At 62.3% G+C, this 18,103-nt stretch carries 17 protein-coding genes and 1 pseudogene; 5 read left to right on the forward strand and 13 right to left on the reverse strand.

What is annotated here, in order from left to right:
* Window positions 1-22: 22 nt before the first annotated feature.
* The 7 genes from AB4N42_RS19985 to AB4N42_RS20015 form a co-directional block, all read right to left on the reverse strand.
* Window positions 23-1,075, reverse strand: coding sequence for a YCF48-related protein (locus AB4N42_RS19985; RefSeq protein WP_460115206.1), 1,053 nt, complete (start codon window positions 1,073-1,075; stop codon window positions 23-25).
* Window positions 1,076-1,436: 361 nt separating this feature from the next.
* Complete coding sequence (pepN, locus tag AB4N42_RS19990; protein ID WP_431145627.1) at window positions 1,437-4,094, reverse strand: aminopeptidase N; 2,658 nt, start codon at window positions 4,092-4,094, stop codon at window positions 1,437-1,439.
* A 13-nt stretch (window positions 4,095-4,107) separates the two neighbouring features.
* On the reverse strand, window positions 4,108-4,938 hold the full coding sequence (locus AB4N42_RS19995; protein ID WP_202335013.1) for a DUF2797 domain-containing protein: 831 nt from the start codon (window positions 4,936-4,938) through the stop codon (window positions 4,108-4,110).
* Entirely contained in the window at window positions 4,935-5,195 is a 261-nt protein-coding gene (locus AB4N42_RS20000) for a YeaC family protein (RefSeq protein ID WP_030142618.1), read from the reverse strand. Before AB4N42_RS20000 ends, AB4N42_RS19995 begins: the two co-directional genes overlap by 4 nt.
* Before the next feature lie 46 nt (window positions 5,196-5,241).
* A complete protein-coding gene (locus tag AB4N42_RS20005) occupies window positions 5,242-6,114 on the reverse strand; it encodes a rhomboid family intramembrane serine protease (RefSeq protein ID WP_217861760.1) in 873 nt (290 codons plus the stop codon).
* On the reverse strand, window positions 6,111-7,085 hold the full coding sequence (locus AB4N42_RS20010) for a metallophosphoesterase (RefSeq protein WP_258650977.1): 975 nt from the start codon (window positions 7,083-7,085) through the stop codon (window positions 6,111-6,113). The genes AB4N42_RS20005 and AB4N42_RS20010 overlap by 4 nt, the downstream gene beginning before the upstream one ends.
* Window positions 7,082-7,972, reverse strand: a complete 891-nt coding sequence (locus tag AB4N42_RS20015; RefSeq protein ID WP_030142621.1) for an NAD(+) kinase — start codon at window positions 7,970-7,972, stop codon at window positions 7,082-7,084. Before AB4N42_RS20015 ends, AB4N42_RS20010 begins: the two co-directional genes overlap by 4 nt.
* Window positions 7,973-8,077: 105 nt before the next feature.
* On the opposite strand from AB4N42_RS20015, the pseudogene AB4N42_RS20020 reads away from it, so the two are divergent.
* Window positions 8,078-9,029 (forward strand): annotated as a pseudogene (locus AB4N42_RS20020) (DUF1853 family protein).
* A gap of 104 nt (window positions 9,030-9,133) precedes the next feature.
* Here AB4N42_RS20020 and AB4N42_RS20025 read toward each other — a convergent pair.
* Together AB4N42_RS20025 and AB4N42_RS20030 are read right to left on the reverse strand one after the other, a co-directional pair.
* On the reverse strand, window positions 9,134-10,417 hold the full coding sequence (locus tag AB4N42_RS20025; protein ID WP_460115207.1) for an arsenic transporter: 1,284 nt from the start codon (window positions 10,415-10,417) through the stop codon (window positions 9,134-9,136).
* A gap of 172 nt (window positions 10,418-10,589) precedes the next feature.
* On the reverse strand, window positions 10,590-11,147 hold the full coding sequence (locus tag AB4N42_RS20030; protein ID WP_198797486.1) for an NADPH-dependent FMN reductase: 558 nt from the start codon (window positions 11,145-11,147) through the stop codon (window positions 10,590-10,592).
* 186 nt (window positions 11,148-11,333) lie between these two features.
* Here AB4N42_RS20030 and AB4N42_RS20035 point away from each other — a divergent pair, with 186 nt between their 5' ends.
* Both AB4N42_RS20035 and AB4N42_RS20040 read left to right on the forward strand, forming a co-directional pair.
* Window positions 11,334-11,594, forward strand: coding sequence for a hypothetical protein (locus AB4N42_RS20035; RefSeq protein WP_030142625.1), 261 nt, complete (start codon window positions 11,334-11,336; stop codon window positions 11,592-11,594).
* Between the two features lie 85 nt (window positions 11,595-11,679).
* A complete protein-coding gene (locus AB4N42_RS20040) occupies window positions 11,680-12,573 on the forward strand; it encodes a LysR substrate-binding domain-containing protein (protein WP_217861756.1) in 894 nt (297 codons plus the stop codon).
* Here AB4N42_RS20040 and AB4N42_RS20045 read toward each other — a convergent pair.
* The 4 genes from AB4N42_RS20045 to AB4N42_RS20060 all read right to left on the reverse strand — a co-directional run bounded on the left by AB4N42_RS20045 (window position 12,539) and on the right by AB4N42_RS20060 (window position 15,713).
* Complete coding sequence (locus AB4N42_RS20045) at window positions 12,539-13,153, reverse strand: GNAT family N-acetyltransferase (RefSeq protein WP_217861755.1); 615 nt, start codon at window positions 13,151-13,153, stop codon at window positions 12,539-12,541. The two genes, AB4N42_RS20040 and AB4N42_RS20045, sit on opposite strands and share 35 nt — an antisense overlap.
* A 262-nt stretch (window positions 13,154-13,415) precedes the next feature.
* A complete protein-coding gene (dnaQ, locus tag AB4N42_RS20050; RefSeq protein WP_217861754.1) occupies window positions 13,416-14,177 on the reverse strand; it encodes a DNA polymerase III subunit epsilon in 762 nt (253 codons plus the stop codon).
* 233 nt (window positions 14,178-14,410) lie between these two features.
* Entirely contained in the window at window positions 14,411-14,863 is a 453-nt protein-coding gene (rnhA, locus tag AB4N42_RS20055; RefSeq protein ID WP_030142629.1) for a ribonuclease HI, read from the reverse strand.
* Window positions 14,864-14,954: 91 nt separating this feature from the next.
* Window positions 14,955-15,713, reverse strand: coding sequence for a class I SAM-dependent methyltransferase (locus AB4N42_RS20060; protein WP_030142630.1), 759 nt, complete (start codon window positions 15,711-15,713; stop codon window positions 14,955-14,957).
* A 65-nt stretch (window positions 15,714-15,778) separates the two neighbouring features.
* Here AB4N42_RS20060 and gloB point away from each other — a divergent pair, with 65 nt between their 5' ends.
* Both gloB and AB4N42_RS20070 read left to right on the forward strand, forming a co-directional pair.
* Window positions 15,779-16,546, forward strand: a complete 768-nt coding sequence (gene gloB, locus AB4N42_RS20065; RefSeq protein ID WP_460115208.1) for a hydroxyacylglutathione hydrolase — start codon at window positions 15,779-15,781, stop codon at window positions 16,544-16,546.
* Window positions 16,547-16,645: 99 nt separating this feature from the next.
* Window positions 16,646-18,094: a transglycosylase SLT domain-containing protein gene (locus AB4N42_RS20070; protein WP_030142632.1), complete on the forward strand. Its 1,449-nt coding sequence runs from the start codon at window positions 16,646-16,648 to the stop codon at window positions 18,092-18,094.
* Window positions 18,095-18,103: the final 9 nt, after the last annotated feature.

Raw genomic sequence — 18,103 nt, forward strand, 5'->3', positions numbered from 1 at the left:
GTGCCCGTCTGACAGGCCCGGCTCATTTGCTCAGTTCGGCGCCAGTGGACGTGGTGGCGCGAACGCCGCCCTGTCCCGCCAGGATCAGGTTGCCGTTGCCCGCCGCCGTGACGGCTGCTACGGAAATACGGTCGGGGCGGTTGAACACACTGAACGTCACGCCGTCGTCGGTGCTGCGGATCACGCTGCCACCATTGCCGACGATCACGATCGAGCCGTCCGCCAACAGCGTCGCGCCCGACAATCCGAACTCCAGCGCGCCACGAGCCGCCTTGAGCTCGACCTGCTCCCACGTCGTGCCGAAATCGACGGAACGGTAAAGATTGCCGCGCAGGCCATAGGCCAACAGCGTCGAAGGCTGGGCGGTGCCGATGACGCCAAACAGCGAGCCTTCATACGGCCCCTGGAGTTTTTCCCAGGTCTGCCCCCAGTCGGCGGAGCGGAACATGCTGCCGGCCTCGCCGACGACGAACAGCCCGGCATCCTTCACGGCGGCGATGGCATTGAGGTGGTATTGGTCTTCATTGTCGAGGCGGTCGCTGGCGTCGTCCCAGTGCTTGCCGCCGTCGGTGGTCTCGTACAGTGCGCCATAGGCACCCACGGCGAAGCCATGGCTGGCGTCCTGGAACCAGATGTCCAGCAACGGCGCTTCACGGGGCAGGTCTTCAAATTGCTTGATCCAGGTGCTGCCACCGTCTTCGCTGGCAAGGATCTGCGCGTCGTGCCCCACGGCCCAGCCGTGCTTGTCATCGACGAAAAACACGGCAGTGAGCAACTGGCGGGTCGGCACCTTGGCCTGGGTCCAGGACATGCCCTGGTCATCGGAATAGACAATATGCCCACGGTCGCCGACCGCCACCAGGCGCTGGCCGGCCTGCACCACATCGAGCATCAGGGTCTTGCTGGCCTTGGCCGATTCGACGGAATAGATGACATCGGACGTCGACGCCGCCACCGCGAGCACCGGTGCCGACAACACGACAGAGCCCAGCAGCGAGAGCGCCGAGGCCAGCAACGCCACACGGCGCAGCATCGGCGGCCGGCAGCGGCCCGCAGCCATGACAGGCTCATTCATAGACCTTACCCCCATTATTATTGTTATGGCCTGGTACGTTGCCTGTCTCGGAACATAGCCCTGAAACCTGCAATCTAGAGCCACTTGGCAAGCGGAACCTATCCTATCGGGCTTTCGAAAGGTCTGACAATCGACGCCACGTTATCTTTTGTTAACCGGGTAGGATATCGGCCAAGGGTGAATCAGAAGACATTCGCGAGGGTGATGGATGTGGCGAGGGAGCTTGCTCCCGCTGGAGGCCGAAGGACTCCCTGACCTTGGTCCACCCGCTATTTGCAGCGAAAGTGAAATCAGGATCGGGCCTGCTTCGCAGGCCAGCGGGAGCAAGCTCCCTCGCCACAAAAGGCAATGCGAATCCCGGTCAAGCCAGGCTCTTGCTCACCACCTCGAACACATCGGCGGAAAGCGCGCCGGACGCCAGGATGCGTTCCAGCTCGGCCTTCATCAGCGCCTGGCGGGCGCTGTCGTATTTGCGCCAGCGGGTCAGCGGCGCCAGTTGCCGCGAGGCGATCTGTGGGTTGAAGCCATTGAGCTGGATGACCAGGTCCGCCAGGAAGCGGTAGCCCGAGCCGTCGGCGGCGTGGAAGTTGATCAGGTTCTGCCCGGCAAACGCGCCGATCAGCGCCCGCACCTTGTTCGGGTTCTTGATATTGAACGCTGGGTGTTCCATCAAGGCCTTGACCCGCGCCAGCCCACCCGGTAACGGGCTGCCCGCCTGGACGCTGAACCACTGGTCCATGACCAGCGGGTTGCCCTTGAAGTTTTCCGCAAACACTTCCAGCGCCTTGGCCTTCTCGGTCTCGAACGGCGAGTTGACCAGCACCGCCAGCGCCGTGAGGCGCTCGGTCATGTTGTCGGCGGTGTCGAACTGCTCAAGCGTCGCGCTCAGCACTTCCGGCTTGTCGGTCAGCATCAGGTACGACAGCGCGATGTTCTGCAACGCGCGACGGGCGAAATGCTCGGCCTCGGCCACGTATGGCGTGCGCCGGGACAGGTCGCGATTGGCTTCGTAGCGCAACCACAAGGCTTCGAACAGGCTGTCGGCCAGTTGCTGGCGAGCGAATTCGCGGGCGGTGTGGATCGCCTCGACATCCGCCACTTCGCTGATTTCGGTGAGGTAGGCTTCGCTTGGCAGCGAGAGCATTTCGGCGACCATCGCCTGATCCAGGGAATCGTCCGACAACACCGTGCGCAACGCGCTGACCAGTCGCGGGTCGAGCACCAGGCTCTCGCCCTGCTGATGCTGGCCGATCAGTTCCTGCAACACCTGCACCGACAATTGCTGGCCGGCATCCCAGCGGTTGAAGCCGTCGCTGTCGTGCTGCATCAGGAACATCAGTTGGTCGCGGTCGTACGGGAAGCTCAGCTTCACCGGCGCCGAGAAACCACGCAGCAAGGAAGGCAGAGGCTTTTCAGCGACATCGACGAAGGTGAAGGTCTGCTCGGCTTCGGTCACCGAGATCACGCGGGTTGTGCCGCTGGCCGCCGCTTCGCCGCTCAGGCGCAGGGGCATCTCGGCGCCATTGCTGGCCAGCAAGCCCAACTCGACCGGAATCACGAACGGCAGTTTTTCCGCCTTGTCCGGCGTTGGCGGGCAGCTCTGGCGGAAGGTCAGGCTGTAGGTCTTGGCTGCGGCGTCGTAAGTCTCGCTGACCGCCAGCCGTGGCGTACCGGCCTGGCTGTACCAGCGCTTGAATTGGCTCAGGTCGACCCCGTTGGCGTCTTCCATGGCCCTGATGAAATCGTCGCAGGTCACGGCCTGGCCGTCGTGGCGCTCGAAGTACAGGTCGCTGCCCTTGCGGAAGCCATCGGCGCCCAACAGGGTGTGGATCATGCCGACCACTTCCGAGCCCTTTTCGTACACGGTCAGGGTGTAGAAGTTGGAGATCTCGATGAAGCTGTCCGGGCGCACCGGGTGGGCCATCGGGCCGGCGTCTTCGGCAAACTGGTGGGTGCGCAGGTACGCCACATCCTGGATGCGCTTGACGGTGGCCGAGTTCATGTCCGCCGAGAAACCGGCGTCGCGGAACACCGTGAAACCTTCCTTGAGCGACAACTGGAACCAGTCGCGGCAGGTCACGCGGTTGCCGGACCAGTTATGGAAGTATTCGTGGGCAACGATCGCCTCGACCCGCTGGTGCGCGGCGTCGGTGGCGGTCTCGGCACGGGCCAGCACAGCGCTGGAGTTGAAGATATTGAGGCCCTTGTTCTCCATGGCGCCCATGTTGAAGTCGTTGACCGCGACAATCATGAAGATGTCCAGGTCGTACTCGCGCCCATACACCTCTTCGTCCCAGCGCATCGACTTCTTCAGGCTGGTCATGGCGTGCTGGCACTTGTCGATATTTTCCGGCTCGACGTAGATGCGCAGCGCCACGGTGCGTTCGGTCATGGTGGTGAAGGTGTCTTCGACGCACCACAGGTCACCGGCCACTAGCGCAAACAGGTAGGCGGGTTTCTTGAACGGGTCTTCCCAGGTCGCCCAGTGCCGACCGTCTTCGCCGGGGCCGCTGGCAATCGGGTTGCCGTTGGACAGCAGCACCGGATAGCTGTGCTGCTCGGCCACCAAGGTGGTGGTGAACTTGCTCATCACGTCCGGACGGTCGAGGTAATAGGTGATCTTGCGAAAACCTTCGGCCTCGCACTGGGTGCAGAACATGCTGCCGGACTTGTACAGGCCTTCCAGGGCGGTGTTGGTTTCCGGATGAATGCGCACGGTGGTGTCGACGGTGAAAGCCTGGGTCTTGGGCTGCAAGCTCAGGTGGCTGTCATCCAGTTGATAGTCACCCTGCCCCAGGTCGGCGTCGTCGAGCTTGATCGACAGCAACTCCAGGTGTTGGCCGTCGAGCACCAGCGGCGGCAAACCGGCACCGCGCTCGGGGTTGCGGCGCATCACCAGTTGCGCATGGACCAGGCTGTGGTCCTCGAACAACTCGAAGGTCAGGTGCGTCTCGTCGATCAGGTACTCGGGGGCCTGATAGTCCTTCAGGTAGATCATCTTCGGTTGTTCGGTGCGCATGGGTCGAATCCTTCTACTGATGCACGGCGAGCTGGTAAGCCGTGTATTTACGAATATTGATCACGCCAGTGTCGAAAATCAGGTACTGGCCCTTGACTCCCAGCAGCGTGCCTTCGGCGATCGGGTTCTTGTCCAGGTTGAAGCTGACGATCTTGGCCGGATACTGCTGCACCGGATAACGGATCTCGATCGGTTCGACGTCCGCTATGGTCTGGATCGCCTGCAAGCCGAATCGTTCCTGAAGCCCCTGCAAGCCCTGGGCGCAGCTTTCAAAAAGTGAATTGCGGATGGCGGGCAGGTCCACCGCCGCCGCGTCGCCCTTGAGCAAGGCTCGCCAGTTGGTCTTGTCGGCCACCTGGCAGCGAAACAGGTCTTCGACGAAGCCCGACTGCTGGCGGGTCGCAACCCGCAGGATCGGCAGGGCCTGGCTCGCGCCCTGGTCGAGCCAGCGGGTCGGCAGTTGCGTGGCGCGGGTGATGCCGACCTTCACGCCCGAAGAATTGGCCAGGTAGACCACGTGGTCGGTCATGCAGAACTGCTCGCCCCAGGCCGGATCTCGACAAGTACCGGCGTCGAAATGGCAACGTTCGGGGCTCATGATGCACAGGTCACACTGGGCCAGCTTGGTCATGCACGGGTAGCAATAACCCTGGCTGAAGCTGGTCTTGGTCCGGCGCCCGCAATGGGTGCAATGGATCGCACCGAGGTATTCCAGGCGAATCGTGCTGCCGATCAACGGATTGACCGGCACCTCGACATCGCCCAGGCGAAAGGCGTATTGAACGGTCGGCCCGTCCAGGCGTGCCGACATCTTGCTGATTGCACCGCGGCCGATCTCGATCAATGGATGGCGTCCGACTTGAACAGGATATTCGGCACTTCGGTGGCTTTCGACTGGCATTCCTGGGGCCCCATGTAACCGGTGCGCTCTTCTTCGGGCAAGTTCTGGATTTCCCAGGCGATCATCGCCTGCAGGGATAGCTCGCGCTGCTCGGCGGTGAGCTTATTGCCATCGGCCCATTTACCGATTTCCACGGCCAGCTTCAGGCTGCGGTAGATGTCGGGGGTGATGTTCTGGATCATTTCATTGAAGGAAGACATGGGTTCTCCGCGCAATCGCGCATTCTCAAATAGACACAGGCGCCAGTCAGAGGGCCATTTTACGGCGAGCGAAGAGCCCGCCCAACAGCCCGGTGAAGCAGCCGACGAGCAGCCCGCCGACGTGGGCCGCGTTGGCGATCTCACCAAAACCGATCAACGAGACCAGGCCGGACAGGCATAGCAGCAACCACACCAGCATCATCACTAACACCCCACGGGGCAAGCGATACGCCGGGTTCGGCGCGAGCAGTTGGTAGATCCAGCAATGCCCCAGCAGGCCGTACAAGACACCCGACAAGCCGCCGAACAGCGTCGGGCCGCTGAAAAAGTACTGGCTGAAATTGGAGACCAGGCTGAACAGCAGCGTCAGCCCCAACAGGTTGATGCCGCCCTGGCGCGCTTCGATCCGCCGCCCCAGCTCCCAATACCACATGCCGTTCATGGCGATGTGCAGGAAGCCGAAGTGAATCAGCATCGGCGTCACCAGGCGCCACCACTGCCCCGCCGCCAGGCTATCGGCCAACGGCGTGAACTGGATGTAGTCGCCAACCACGCGAAACTCCAGGAAGGTCAACCAGCGCAAGGTTTCGAGATTCTCCCCCAGCAGCGTGACGGCGCTGACGATCAGGCTCAGCAACAGCACCAGGGCCGTCACCGGGCTGCGGGTCAGCTGCGCGACGAACCCGGGGCGCCGGGACGTGCCGCCCAGGTCCGGAAGTTCCAGCTGTTGGTCGGGGTCGCCAGCGGGAAAACGCTCGTACAACGAACGCACGTCCTCGCTGATTTCATCCGGGACCCACAGCACCTGCTCACCGGCCTCTTCGCTGACCCGATGGGGCACTTGCATGCGTTGCAGCAACTTGACGAAACCACTCAGGTCCACGCCCAGGGGCAAGCGCAGGACGGCGACGGCACTCATCGCACCACCTCCGGTCGCTCGACGTTGACCCAGACGAACTTGTGCGGATCGAGGCGGGTTTCCTGGTCGAGGCGGTAGGCGACCAATTTGCCGTAGAGCACCGCGCTGTAGTCCAGGCACGCCAGGTTCGGGCGGATCGGCGCGGGCTTGCCGCTGCGCCAGTAATGCCCGACGAACAGCATCGGCTCATCGACGCCGTAGCGCAGCAGGTTGTTTTTCTCGTCCGGGGTCAATGGCGTGCGCGCCACCGGCTCTGGCAACGCATCGGGTTGGAAGACGATGTCGCCGTAGGTCTGCGGGTTGTCTTCCCAGAACTTGGTGCGGAAGAACGCCCGCGTCAGGCCGTCGCCGCCCGTCAGGGTCATGCCGTGGGGCAGACGCATGTCGGTGCCACGCAACAGACGGTCGAACACGGTACAGGCGAAACTGCCCGACTCGGCCGACGCCTGGAGGAAATGCTCGTCGATGCAGCCATCCGGGAACAGGCCGCGCAAGGGCTCGATCAGGCCCGAGTCCCAGCAGGCGTGAACCACGCGGAAACGGCCGGCATCGACAAACAACGGCAGCTCATAGAACCACTTGAGGAAATCCTGCCAGTCGCCAGGGTGCTGTTCGAATTGGGTCAGGGTCTCGTTAAGCAGGCGGGCATGGCGCGGCGTGTGTTCGCGCACGTAGCGCTGGCCACTGCCCGGCAATGCCGGCGTGCTCCAACCCAGGGCGTTGAATTCGTGGTTGCCCATGATGCACAGCGCCTGGCCCGCCTCGACCATGTCATGGACGATGTGCAGCGCCTCGCGAATCCGCGGGCCACGGTCGATGATATCTCCCAGGAACACGGCCATGCGCGACGGATGCCGCCAGACCCCACCCTGCTTGTGGTAACCGAGTCGGTCCAGCAGGTGTTCCAGGGTCAAGGCGCATCCGTGCACGTCGCCGATCAGGTCGTAACTGCGCGCGGGATCGAGCATCAGTCGCCTCCACCCCCCAGACGACTGCCCCAGCCGAGCTTGGTCCGGCAGACTTCGTAGTAGTTGTGATCCAGCGGATGGATCAGGCGCAGCTTCTGGGCTTTCTTGCTGACGGTGATGGTGTCACCCGGCGCGCAGGTGAAATGGTTCTGGCCGTCACACGACACTTGCGGGTAGATCTGCATATCCTTGGACACGACGATTTTCAGCTCGCTGTTGCCATCGACCACGATGGGTCGCCCAGACAAGGTATGGGGGTACATGGGCACAATCACAATAGCGTCGAGCTTGGGATGCATGATCGGGCCGCCGGCCGACAGCGCGTATGCGGTGGAACCGGTCGGTGTGGCGACGATAAGGCCGTCGGCCTTCTGGCTGCAGACGAACTGGCCGTCGATGTACAACTCGAATTCGATCATCCGCGTGGACTTGCCAGGGTGCAGCACTACGTCGTTGAGGGCATCGCCCTGGCCGATGGCCTCGGCGTGACGACGGACCTCGGCTTGCAGCAGGAAGCGGTTTTCCACCAGGTAGTGGCCGTCCAGCACTTCGGCGACCTTGACCTCCAGCTCATCAGGGCGGATATCGGTGAGGAACCCCAGGCTGCCGCGGTTGATCCCCAGCACCGGGATATTGTGCCGCGCCAGCGCCCGGGCGGCGCCCAGCAGGCTGCCGTCGCCACCGACGACGATGACCATGTCACAGACTTCGCCGAGCATCTTGCGCGAAGACGTTTGCAGGCCGTGACCGGGCAGCACTTCGGCGATGGTGTCTTCGAGGATCACATGCAGATGCCGCTCCAGGAGGAAGCGCTTGAGACGGCGAACGGTGTCCAGCACCTGTGAACTGCCCAAGCGACCGATGATGCCGATATTGCGAAATTGCTCCATGGGGCTCCTGCGAGGGTCTGCGACGGGCGAAAAACCCGATTATGGGCGAAAGCGCTCCATAGACAAAATTCTTTAAGCCTCCAGCGCAACGGCTATGCTCGCAAGATGATCCTGTTCCCTGAATTACTCGACCTGCCCCGCCGCCTGCGCCATCCCGAAGTGCGGGACTTGGCGTGGGTGATCATCGCGCCGCCGATGCTCATCGACACCCCTTGGCCCCAGCGTCATCCCCTGGCGGGCAGCGACTGGGTGCAGCAGCCGCACCGGCTGGAACACTGGCTGCGCCAACTGGACCGCGACAGCTACCCGCTGCTGCAATGCCTGTCCCAGGGCCGGACACGGCGCCTGGGCCTGTATTACGAAAGGTTGTGGCAATTTGCCGTGCAGCACGCACCGGGCATCGAGTGGATCGCGGCGAACCTGCCGATTCGTCGCGAGGGTCATACGCTGGGGGAGTTGGATTTGCTGCTGCGTGACGGCGAAGGTGTTCATCACCTGGAGCTGGCGATCAAGCTGTACCTGGGCCCGCAGCAAGGCAACGGGCTCGACACTGCGCAATGGCTCGGCCCCGGCTGCCATGATCGCCTGGACCGTAAATTGGCGCACCTGCATGAGCACCAATTGCCGATTTCCGCACGCCCAGAGAGCCGCGAGGCCTTGGCGGCGCTGGGCATCGAATCGTTTCGCTCGCACCTTTGGCTCGGTGGATACCTGCTTTACCCGTGGCCGGGCGAGGCCGAACCACCGAGCGGCGCGCACCCCAGGCATTTGCGCGGCCGTTGGCTGCACCAGCGCGACTGGTCCGGATTCGTCGCCCAGCGACCGCCTGGGCACTGGCAACCCCCTGCCCCGCGCCGCCTGGCTCGCGCCGGCCCATTACCCTGCGGAGCAGGTGTGGACCGAGGCGCAACTGGACGCCTGGCGAACCGCCCTCGACCCGATGGCACCGGCGCAATTGATGGTGCGTCTGACCGAGAATGCCGAGGGCGAATGGGAAGAAGCCGAGCGGGCATTCCTGGTGGCGGACCTTTGGCCGGATGTGCCGGGTAATGGCTAATTTTTTGCGGCGCATGGACGGCCGCCTTCGCGAGCAAGCCCGCTCCCACAGGGGAATGCATTTCCCTGTGGGAGCGGGCTTGCTCGCGAAGGGGTCGCTACGGTCTAGAGCGACAACCGCACGGCCAGCGCCGCCAACGTCACCAGCAACACCGGCACCGTCAACACAATCCCCACCTTGAAGTAATAGCCCCAGCCGATGCGGATATCCTTGCGCGCCAGCACGTGTAGCCACAACAAGGTTGCCAGGCTGCCGATCGGGGTGATTTTCGGGCCCAGGTCACTGCCAATGACGTTGGCATAGACCATCGCCTCCTTGACCACGCCGGTAGCCTGGCTGGCGTCGATGGACAAGGCGCCGACCAGCACCGTCGGCAAGTTGTTCATCACCGACGACAGCAGCGCGGTCAGGAGCCCCGTGCCCATGGCCGCGCCCCACACGCCATAACCTGCGAAACCGTCAAGCCAATGGGCCAGGTAGCCCGTCAGGCCCGCGTTGCGCAGGCCATAGACCACCAAGTACATACCCAGGGAAAAAATCACAATTTGCCAAGGGGCTTCTTTCATCGCCTTGCGCGTGGAAATCTTGTGGCCACTTGCCGCCACGGCCAGGAGCAACGCAGCGCAAACCGCGGAAATCGCACTGATGGGAATCCCCAACGGCTCCAAGGCGAAGCAGCCCAGCAGCAGGATCACCAACACGGCCCAGCCGGCATAAAACGTCGCCTTGTCGTGGATCGCGGTCGCCGGATCGTCCAGTTGATGTGGGTCGTAATCGCTTGGGATATCGCGACGGAACACCCACAGCAGGATCGCCAGGCTGGCCGCCACGCTGACCAGGTTCACCGGCACCATGACCGACGCATAGCGGTTGAAACCAATGCCGAAGAAATCCGCCGAGACGATGTTCACCAGGTTCGACACCACCAGTGGCAGGCTGGCGGTGTCGGCGATGAAACCGGCGCCCATCACGAATGCCAGGGTCGACGCGGGCGAAAACCGCAGGGCCAGCAGCATCGAAATCACGATGGGCGTCAGGATCAGCGCCGCCCCGTCGTTGGCGAACAGCGCCGACACCAGCGCACCAAGCAACACCATGAAAGCGAACAGCTTGCGTCCATTGCCCCGCCCCCAACGCGCCACATGCAGGGCCGCCCAAGCGAAGAAACCGGCCTCGTCCAGCAACAGGCTGATGATGATCAGCGCGACGAACGTACCGGTGGCGTTCCAGATGATCTGCCAGACCACTGCAATGTCACCGACCTGCACCACCCCACTGAGCAAGGCCAACAACGCGCCGAGGGTGGCGCTCCAACCGACACCCAAGCCTTTGGGCTGCCAGATCACCAGCGTGATGGTCAGCAGGAAAATCAATGACGCGACGAGCATTCAAACAACCTGGAGAGAGAACGTTAAAGACAGGGCGCAATACATTGTGGCGAGGGAGCTTGCTCCCGCTGGGTCGCGAAGCGGCCCCAAAATCTGCGTTACAGCAGAAAACTTGGGCCTGCGGTGCAGTCCAGCGGGAGCAAGCTCCCTCGCCACGGGGTTTGCGGTGCTATCAGACTTTCTTGTGTTGCTCGACCCACTTGCCATAGGCATCGATGAATTTCTGCAAAAACGGCCTGACCGAATCCGACAGGTTGCCCGCCTCGTCGAACGCCGTGCCCGCGCCGCTCAGGTAGGCTTCCGGTTGCTGCATGCAGGGCACATCGAGAAATACCAGGGATTGGCGCAGGTGATGATTGGCGCCGAAACCTCCTATGGCACCCGGCGACGCACTGATCACCGCGCCCGGTTTGCCGCTCAGGCAGCTCTGGCCGTAGGGGCGCGAGCCGACGTCGATGGCGTTTTTCAGGGGCGCCGGGACCGAGCGGTTGTATTCCGGGGTCACGAACAGCAACGCATCGGCCGCCCCCACCTTCTGGCGAAACGCGGTGTACGCCGCCGGAGGCGTGACGTCGAGGTCTTCGTTATAGAGGGGCAACTCGCCAATCTCGACGATTTCCAGTTTCAGATGGGCCGGCGCGAGTTCAGCCAGTGCAAGGGCTATCTTGCGGTTGATCGACGCCTTGCGCAGGCTGCCCACTAAAACGGCGACTGTATAGACATGACTCATGGGAGGTTTCTCGACTGTCGGCTCAAAGGAAGCCTGTAGTTATAGATGATCGGCACGACAATTGGACCAGTGGAACGTCGAAAACCCGCCACACCGACTATTTTTTTCTTGTAGGAAAACTTACCGCACTCGACCAAGGTCTACAGAACCGCAAATCGAGTGATCTATTTCCAGAGGTTCTAAGCAATGGCAGCAGTACTTGTCGGACAATTTCATGCACGAGACGCCGAAGGCCGCGTCTATTCGGTGCATGAATTCCAAGAATCAGACCCGTCCCAGGACGGCAGTGGCAAGGATGTCATCACCTATAAGCTGGCCATTGGCGACCGCGTCGACAAGCTGGATGAGGACACTTTCCGCCTGGTGCAGTCCGGCGTCCAACTGATCCGCGAGCCAGAATCAGCGCTGCAGCCTCAGGCCCAAGTTGAACCGCAGATCGCGTTATAACTGCCTGCATGAGCAGAAGTCGCACCCGCAATTGGGTTAGGATTCAGCCACTCAATGGCTTACCTGCCTAATACGGACTTCTTGCATGCGTTTACGCCACATCGAAGTGATCCAGGCGCTGCTGCAGACTGGCCACCTGGGCACAGCCGCCGAATGGCTGCAATTGCCGGTAGTCGAGGTCGAGTCGATCCTGCGCGATGCCGAAGCCCAGCTCGGCTTCATGCTGTTCGCCAGCGTGCGCGGACGATTGCAGGCGACTCGCGAAACCCTGGCGTTGCGCGATGGCATCACGCAGCTGTACGACACCCTCGAACCGATACAACGGCTGGCCAGTAGCCTGAAACACTACCAGGCGCCGCCCCTTCGCATCATTTGCACGCCGCCATTGGCCCAACAACTAGTGCCCCTGAGCATCGCCGCCTTGCGCCGGCGACATCCAGACGCGCCTTGCACGCTCCTCAGCCAGCCGACCCGCGACATCGTCAAGCATCTGTTGCTGCGCGAAAGTGACTTGGGCCTGAGCCTGCACGACCCCGAACACCCCGACATCCAGTGCCAGATGATCGCCCAAGGCAAACTGCAATTGCTGGCGCCCCACGGCTGGCTGCAACCGCGGCAAAAATACATTTCGCTTCAGGACCTGGCGGGCCAGTCGCTGGTCGGTCTCGAAGGCCACGACCCCTTGAGCCCGGCCTTCGACCATAAACTCGCAGCACTGCGCCCCGCGCCGGTGATCCAGATCCGCGTGCAGACGCACCAGATGATGCGGGCGATGGTCGAGGCCGGCGAAGGCCTCGCCATCGTCGATCCGTTCACCGCCTCGGGGGCCAAGGGCAGCGGGCTGGACATCTGCCCGGTGTCACCGGCCGTGCCCATCTGTCTCTACGCGTTGAGCCTGAACGGCGCAGAACCATCGACCACGATCCAGTCGTTGCTGGAGCGGATCAAGGAACAAGCCGAGGCGTTGCTGAGCCACTGATCGTCATGCCCAGTGGGTCGTCGAACAACCGGTACCAGAACAACGCCACCTCTGCGGTGTGCCGATCGATGCCGCGATAGCGCAGGTGATCGATGCCACCCAGCACATAGCCGCAACGTTCGTAGAGCCGGCAGGCACCGAGGTTGTTGTTCTGCGTTTCCAACATGATCCCCGGGAGTTTTTTCTTGCGACTCCAGAACAGCGCCACGTCCAGCAATGCCTTCGCCACGCCATGCCGGCGAGCCGGGGCATGCACCGCCAACTCGTCGATGTGGGCGTAACCGTTCCAATTGGTACTGACCACCAGATGCCCCACGGGCTGGTCGTCCAGATAGGCCATGAAGATTTCACTTTCCGGGGCATTGCGGAAGCTGCCGAACTCTTCCGGATCAATGCCATAGCACTTGCGATACGGAACGATGGGCGTCACCGGCCACTGGCTTACCGGGCGACCGATCTGCGCCGTGCCATAGGCACTGACGTCGAAACTGAAATCGCTGCCCCAGATATAGGCGGCGAATCCGTCATCGGCAACGCGGACCGACAAGCCAGGGTGCTTGGGATTCATGACGGGTTGCATACTGGGGAAGGTCCTCATTCCTTGAGGCAACCAACAGCGAAATGCCATCCATTGCCCTTGCCTCTCGAATCTATACGCATCAAGCGGATATCCATGGCCTGCCTTTACTTCAGGTTAGAAGCAACTGGTGATTGTGGCGAGAAAATGCACGATGACTAACCCTTGTGGGAGCGAGCTTGCTCGCGATGGCGACAGCCCAGCCAGTATTCACCTTGAATGAAATACCGCTATCGCGAGCAAGCTCGCTCCCACAGGGATTGGATCAATTCGCCGTAGCCTGCGCCTCGACCAGCTGCGTCCACAATGCCGGGGCGCCGGCCGATTTGGCGATGGCTTCCAGACGTGCGGCATGTTCGGCCAGGTCGTTTTCGCTGGCGCGGATGATCCGGGCGGGCTTGCGGTCCGCCGGCAGGCGACGGATTTCCGTGGCTTGGTTGCCCGAGCCTTCACCGGTACCGTTGCCGTCCGAGGCGTTGCCCGCCAGGGACAGGCTGGTCTGGCCGCCGGTCATGGTCAGGTAGACGTCGGCGAGGATCTCGGAGTCGAGCAAGGCGCCGTGCAATTCACGACCGGAGTTGTCGACGCCGTAGCGCTTGCACAAGGCATCGAGGCTGTTGCGCTGCCCCGGGTGCCGTTCCCGGGCCATCATCAGCGTGTCGAGGATGGTGCAATGCCGGGTGATATCGGCCCGGTCATGCTGGCCCATCAGGGCGAATTCGTTATTGATGAACCCGACGTCGAACGCCGCGTTGTGGATGATCAGCTGCGCGCCCTGGATGAACTCGAAGAACTCATCGGCCACTTCGGCGAAACGCGGCTTGCCCACCAGGAATTCGTTGGTGATGCCGTGGACGCCGATGGCGCCCTCATCGCTTTCGCGGTCCGGTTGGAGGTAAACGTGGAAATGGCGACCGGTCAGGCGCCGACCGATCAACTCGACACAGCCGATTTCGATAATCCGGTGACCGTCGGTCACCGGCATGCCGGTGGTTTCGGTATCCAGTACTACAGATCTGTTGGCCATCAGTGTTCAGCTCTCAACGGGCAGTCTTGCAAAAGCGCGGATCTTAACACGCCCACGCGAAGGATTAGCCGGAGACTGCTTTTGTGGCGAGGGGATTTATCCCCGCTGGGCTGCGAAGCGGCCCCCTGATCTATCTGATACACCGAGTTTTCAAGTTTTAGGGCCGCTTCGCGCCCCAGCGGGGATAAATCCCCTCGCCACAGTTTAATCCAGACCAGACTGAGAAGACCGGATCAAGCCTGCTTGTAGCCCCGCACCTCATCCACCCCACGGTTGGCCAACTGGTCAGCCCGCTCGTTGCCGTGATGGCCGATATGTCCGCGCACCCATTTCCAGGTGACGTTGTGGCGATTGACCTGCTCGTCCAGCAGTTTCCACAGGTCGGCGTTTTTTACCGGTTCCTTCGCCGCCGTCTTCCAGCCGCGTTTCTTCCAGTTGGCCATCCACTCGTTGATGCCTTTCATCACGTATTGCGAGTCGGTCACCAGCAGCACATCGCAGGGACGCTTGAGCTCTTCGAGGCCCCGGATGGCGCCCATCAGCTCCATACGGTTGTTGGTGGTGTTGGCTTCGCCGCCCCAGAGCTCCTTTTCAACGCCTTTGCACACCAGCAAGGCCCCCCAGCCGCCCGGACCAGGGTTGCCCTTGCAGGCGCCATCGGTGAAGAGTTCTACGCTATCGCTCATGCCAATCTATCCAGAAAAAATACAAAGACCTGCCGGCCGGGGCGCGTTCAGCACTCGCAACCGGATGCAGGCCAGAACCAGCGGAAAAGGGTCACGGCTCGATGTGGCGGCGATTGACCTTGGCCATTGGCAGGGGAATCAGCTTGCCCATCGGCTCGCGTCGCGCCTGGCGCACCGGGCGCAACCCGACTGCGATCTTGCGCGCCACCAACAGATAAAAACCGCCGCCGGACAGCTGCCAGCCACCGGCCCTGCGCTCCCAGCCGGCCAGGCGGGCCTGCCACTTGGGTGACGCAAGCGGCGGACGATAGCACCCGAAGCGGCGTTTCTCCAGCGCAAAGCCCAGCAGGTTGAGCCAGTCACCGACCCGCGAGGCCGAGATGCAACGGGCCTGGCGCAACGCGTCGCTGGCGAACACGTGGCGCAGCCCCCAACTGCTCCAGGGATTGATGCCGAGGATCAACAGATGCCCGCCGGGGCGCACGCTGCTGGCGGCTTCTCGCAGCAAGCCATGGGGCGACAGGCAGAAATCCAGGCCATGCTGCATGACCACCACGTCGGCGGCATGCTCGCTCAGCGGCCAGGCCTGCTCCTCGCAGACGATCTCCACGCCGGGCAACGGCGCGCCCAGGCGCACATTGCGCTGGACCTGCGGTGCCGACGGCGGCGTTTGCGCCGAAGGGCCGTAATGCACCAGGTAGCCACCAAAGAACCGGCCCAGCTCGTCTTCGAGCATGCGCCGCTCTTCTTCCAGCAAAAATTGCCCGACAGGGCCGGACAGCCATTCACGGGCGGAGCTGATCAATGCCAGCCAGTCAGGATCAGCCTGAGCGAACGCTTCATCGGTCATTGCATTCTCCAACGCGCCAGGAAGTTCTAAGATGCGCCTTTGTTTCAAGCTTGGCGAATTCCACGATGATACAGATCAGTGCCCTGCCCGCGTTTACCGATAACTACATCTGGTTGTTACAGGACCACTCGACCCAACGCTGCGCCGTGGTCGATCCCGGCGATGCCGCGCCCGTACGGGCCTGGCTCGACGCCCATCCCGGATGGACCCTGAGCGACATCCTGGTCACCCACCACCATCATGATCATGTCGGCGGTGTCGAATCGCTGAAAAGCGCAACGAACACCACGGTCTACGGCCCGGCCAGCGAAAACATCCCGGCGCGGGACATCGCCCTGGGCGACAACGCGAAGATCACTGTGCTCGGCCTGGACTTCGATGTCCATGCCGTGCCAGGGCACACGCTGGGCCATATCGCCTATTACCACCGCGGCCTGCTGTTCTGCGGCGACACGTTGTTCGCCGCCGGCTGCGGCCGGCTCTTCGAGGGCACGCCCGAGCAAATGCACCATTCCCTGAGCCGGCTCGCCGCGCTGCCTGAGGACACCCTCGTCTATTGCACCCATGAATATACCCTGAGCAACCTGAAGTTTGCCGCCGCAGTCGAGCCGGGCAATCCGGACGTCGCCGCCCGCCTGGAAAAAGTCGTCGAGCAACGCAACCAGGGCGTCATGACCCTACCTTCGACCCTGGCGCTGGAAAAACTCACCAATCCATTTTTGCGCACGGCTGAAACATCCGTTAAACAAAAAGCAGACGAACGGAACGGCCAGCGAAACCAGACGCCGAGTGAGGTTTTTGCAGCCTTGAGGGCCTGGAAAGATAAGTTCTAAGGCAGCTATCGATTGATACAAAAATTCTGAATGGTTGACCTGTTGGGGTGCGCTTCCTAGAATCGGCCGACATTTTTGCCCGGAACTTACTTCCAGCCAATGTCGTCATCTATCCGTAGGTCCGTCCAGTCAGACACATTGACCCGCTTGGCTCAAGCCATCGCGGTGGCTGTGTCCGCCACGCTGGCGGGCTGTCAGAGCAGCGGCCAGATGCCGCAGACCGATGCTGCGCATAAGCCGAATGTCGCCGCGCGGGCCAAGCAGAAGCCCGTATGGCTCACGGAAAAGCCCACCCCCCAGGTGCCCCAGGACGTCTGGGAGCGCATGCGCCAGGGCTTCCAGCTCCAGGAAACCGCCGGCGTCAACCCGCGCATCGAGCAGCAGCGCCTGTGGTTTGCCAGCAACCCGTCCTTCCTGGAAAACGCCGGCGAGCGCGGCAGCCTGTACATCCATTACATCGTTGAGCGTCTCGAAGAACGCAACATGCCGCTGGAGCTGGCGCTGCTGCCAGTAATCGAAAGCGCCTACAACCCCATGGCCTACTCACGGGCCAACGCGGTGGGCCTGTGGCAATTCATCCCGTCCACCGGCCGTTATTTCAACCTGCGCCAGACCCGCTTCTACGATGGGCGCCGCGATATCACCGCGTCCACTACGGCCGCCATGGACTACCTGACGCGCCTGCACGACATGTTCAACGGCGACTGGTTGCTCGCGCTGGCGGCCTACAATGCAGGCGAAGGCACGGTCAGCCGGGCCATCGAACGCAACGAGAAGCTTGGCCTGCCCACCGACTACTGGAACCTGCCGCTGCCCAGCGAAACCCAGGCCTACGTGCCCAAGCTGCTGGCGCTGTCCCAGGTCGTGATGGCCCCCGATGCGTATGGCGTGAACCTCAACCCGATCGCCAACGAACCCTACTTCCAGGTCGTCGAGATCAACCAGCGCATGGACCTGTCAAAGGTCGCGGCAGTCGCCAACATCGACGAAGACGAGCTGTTCCAGCTCAACCCGGCCTTCAAGCAACGCACCACCATCGACGGCCCGCAGCACCTGCTCGTCCCGACCTCCAAGGCGCAACTGCTGACAGCCAGCCTGTCGACCATGCGCCCGGAAGAATTGATCAGTCCACGCTCGCTCAAGCCGGTCTTCGAGACCGCCGATGACAGCGAAGTGGAAGGCGCAAGGCGCACCTACCGCGTCAAGCGCGGCGACAACCTGGCCCAGATCGCCAAGGCCAACAACGTCGAGACCAAGGACCTGCAACGCTGGAACAAGCTCAGCGGCAACAAGCTCAAGGTTGGGCAGACCCTGGTGATGCAGGACGTCAAGGCCACCAAGGCCGGCGGCAAGCGCATCAACACCGTCGTGGCCGCCAAGGGCAAGGAACAAAAGAAGCAGACCCAATACAAGGTCAAGCAGGGTGACTCGCTGTATGTCGTCGCCAAGCGCTTCAACGTCGAAATGCAGCACCTCAAACGCTGGAATCCCAGCATGGGCAAGGCACTCAAGCCTGGGCAGATGCTGACGGTCTATTCCCCTCACTGACACCGGGGT

The organism is Pseudomonas sp. H2_D02, assembly GCF_054677635.1.

Excerpts from the sequence above, each read along its gene's own strand:
- AB4N42_RS19985 (WP_460115206.1), bottom strand. The coding sequence starts at position 1,075 with ATGAATGAGCCTGTCATGGCTGCGGGCCGCTGCCGGCCGCCGATGCTG.
- pepN (WP_431145627.1), bottom strand. The coding sequence starts at position 4,094 with ATGCGCACCGAACAACCGAAGATGATCTACCTGAAGGACTATCAGGCC.
- AB4N42_RS20000 (WP_030142618.1), bottom strand. The coding sequence starts at position 5,195 with ATGTCTTCCTTCAATGAAATGATCCAGAACATCACCCCCGACATCTAC.
- AB4N42_RS20005 (WP_217861760.1), bottom strand. The coding sequence starts at position 6,114 with ATGAGTGCCGTCGCCGTCCTGCGCTTGCCCCTGGGCGTGGACCTGAGT.
- AB4N42_RS20015 (WP_030142621.1), bottom strand. The coding sequence starts at position 7,972 with ATGGAGCAATTTCGCAATATCGGCATCATCGGTCGCTTGGGCAGTTCA.
- AB4N42_RS20025 (WP_460115207.1), bottom strand. The coding sequence starts at position 10,417 with ATGCTCGTCGCGTCATTGATTTTCCTGCTGACCATCACGCTGGTGATC.
- AB4N42_RS20030 (WP_198797486.1), bottom strand. The coding sequence starts at position 11,147 with ATGAGTCATGTCTATACAGTCGCCGTTTTAGTGGGCAGCCTGCGCAAG.
- AB4N42_RS20035 (WP_030142625.1), top strand. The coding sequence starts at position 11,334 with ATGGCAGCAGTACTTGTCGGACAATTTCATGCACGAGACGCCGAAGGC.
- AB4N42_RS20040 (WP_217861756.1), top strand. The coding sequence starts at position 11,680 with ATGCGTTTACGCCACATCGAAGTGATCCAGGCGCTGCTGCAGACTGGC.
- AB4N42_RS20045 (WP_217861755.1), bottom strand. The coding sequence starts at position 13,153 with ATGCAACCCGTCATGAATCCCAAGCACCCTGGCTTGTCGGTCCGCGTT.
- dnaQ (WP_217861754.1), bottom strand. The coding sequence starts at position 14,177 with ATGGCCAACAGATCTGTAGTACTGGATACCGAAACCACCGGCATGCCG.
- rnhA (WP_030142629.1), bottom strand. The coding sequence starts at position 14,863 with ATGAGCGATAGCGTAGAACTCTTCACCGATGGCGCCTGCAAGGGCAAC.
- AB4N42_RS20060 (WP_030142630.1), bottom strand. The coding sequence starts at position 15,713 with ATGACCGATGAAGCGTTCGCTCAGGCTGATCCTGACTGGCTGGCATTG.
- gloB (WP_460115208.1), top strand. The coding sequence starts at position 15,779 with ATGATACAGATCAGTGCCCTGCCCGCGTTTACCGATAACTACATCTGG.
- AB4N42_RS20070 (WP_030142632.1), top strand. The coding sequence starts at position 16,646 with ATGTCGTCATCTATCCGTAGGTCCGTCCAGTCAGACACATTGACCCGC.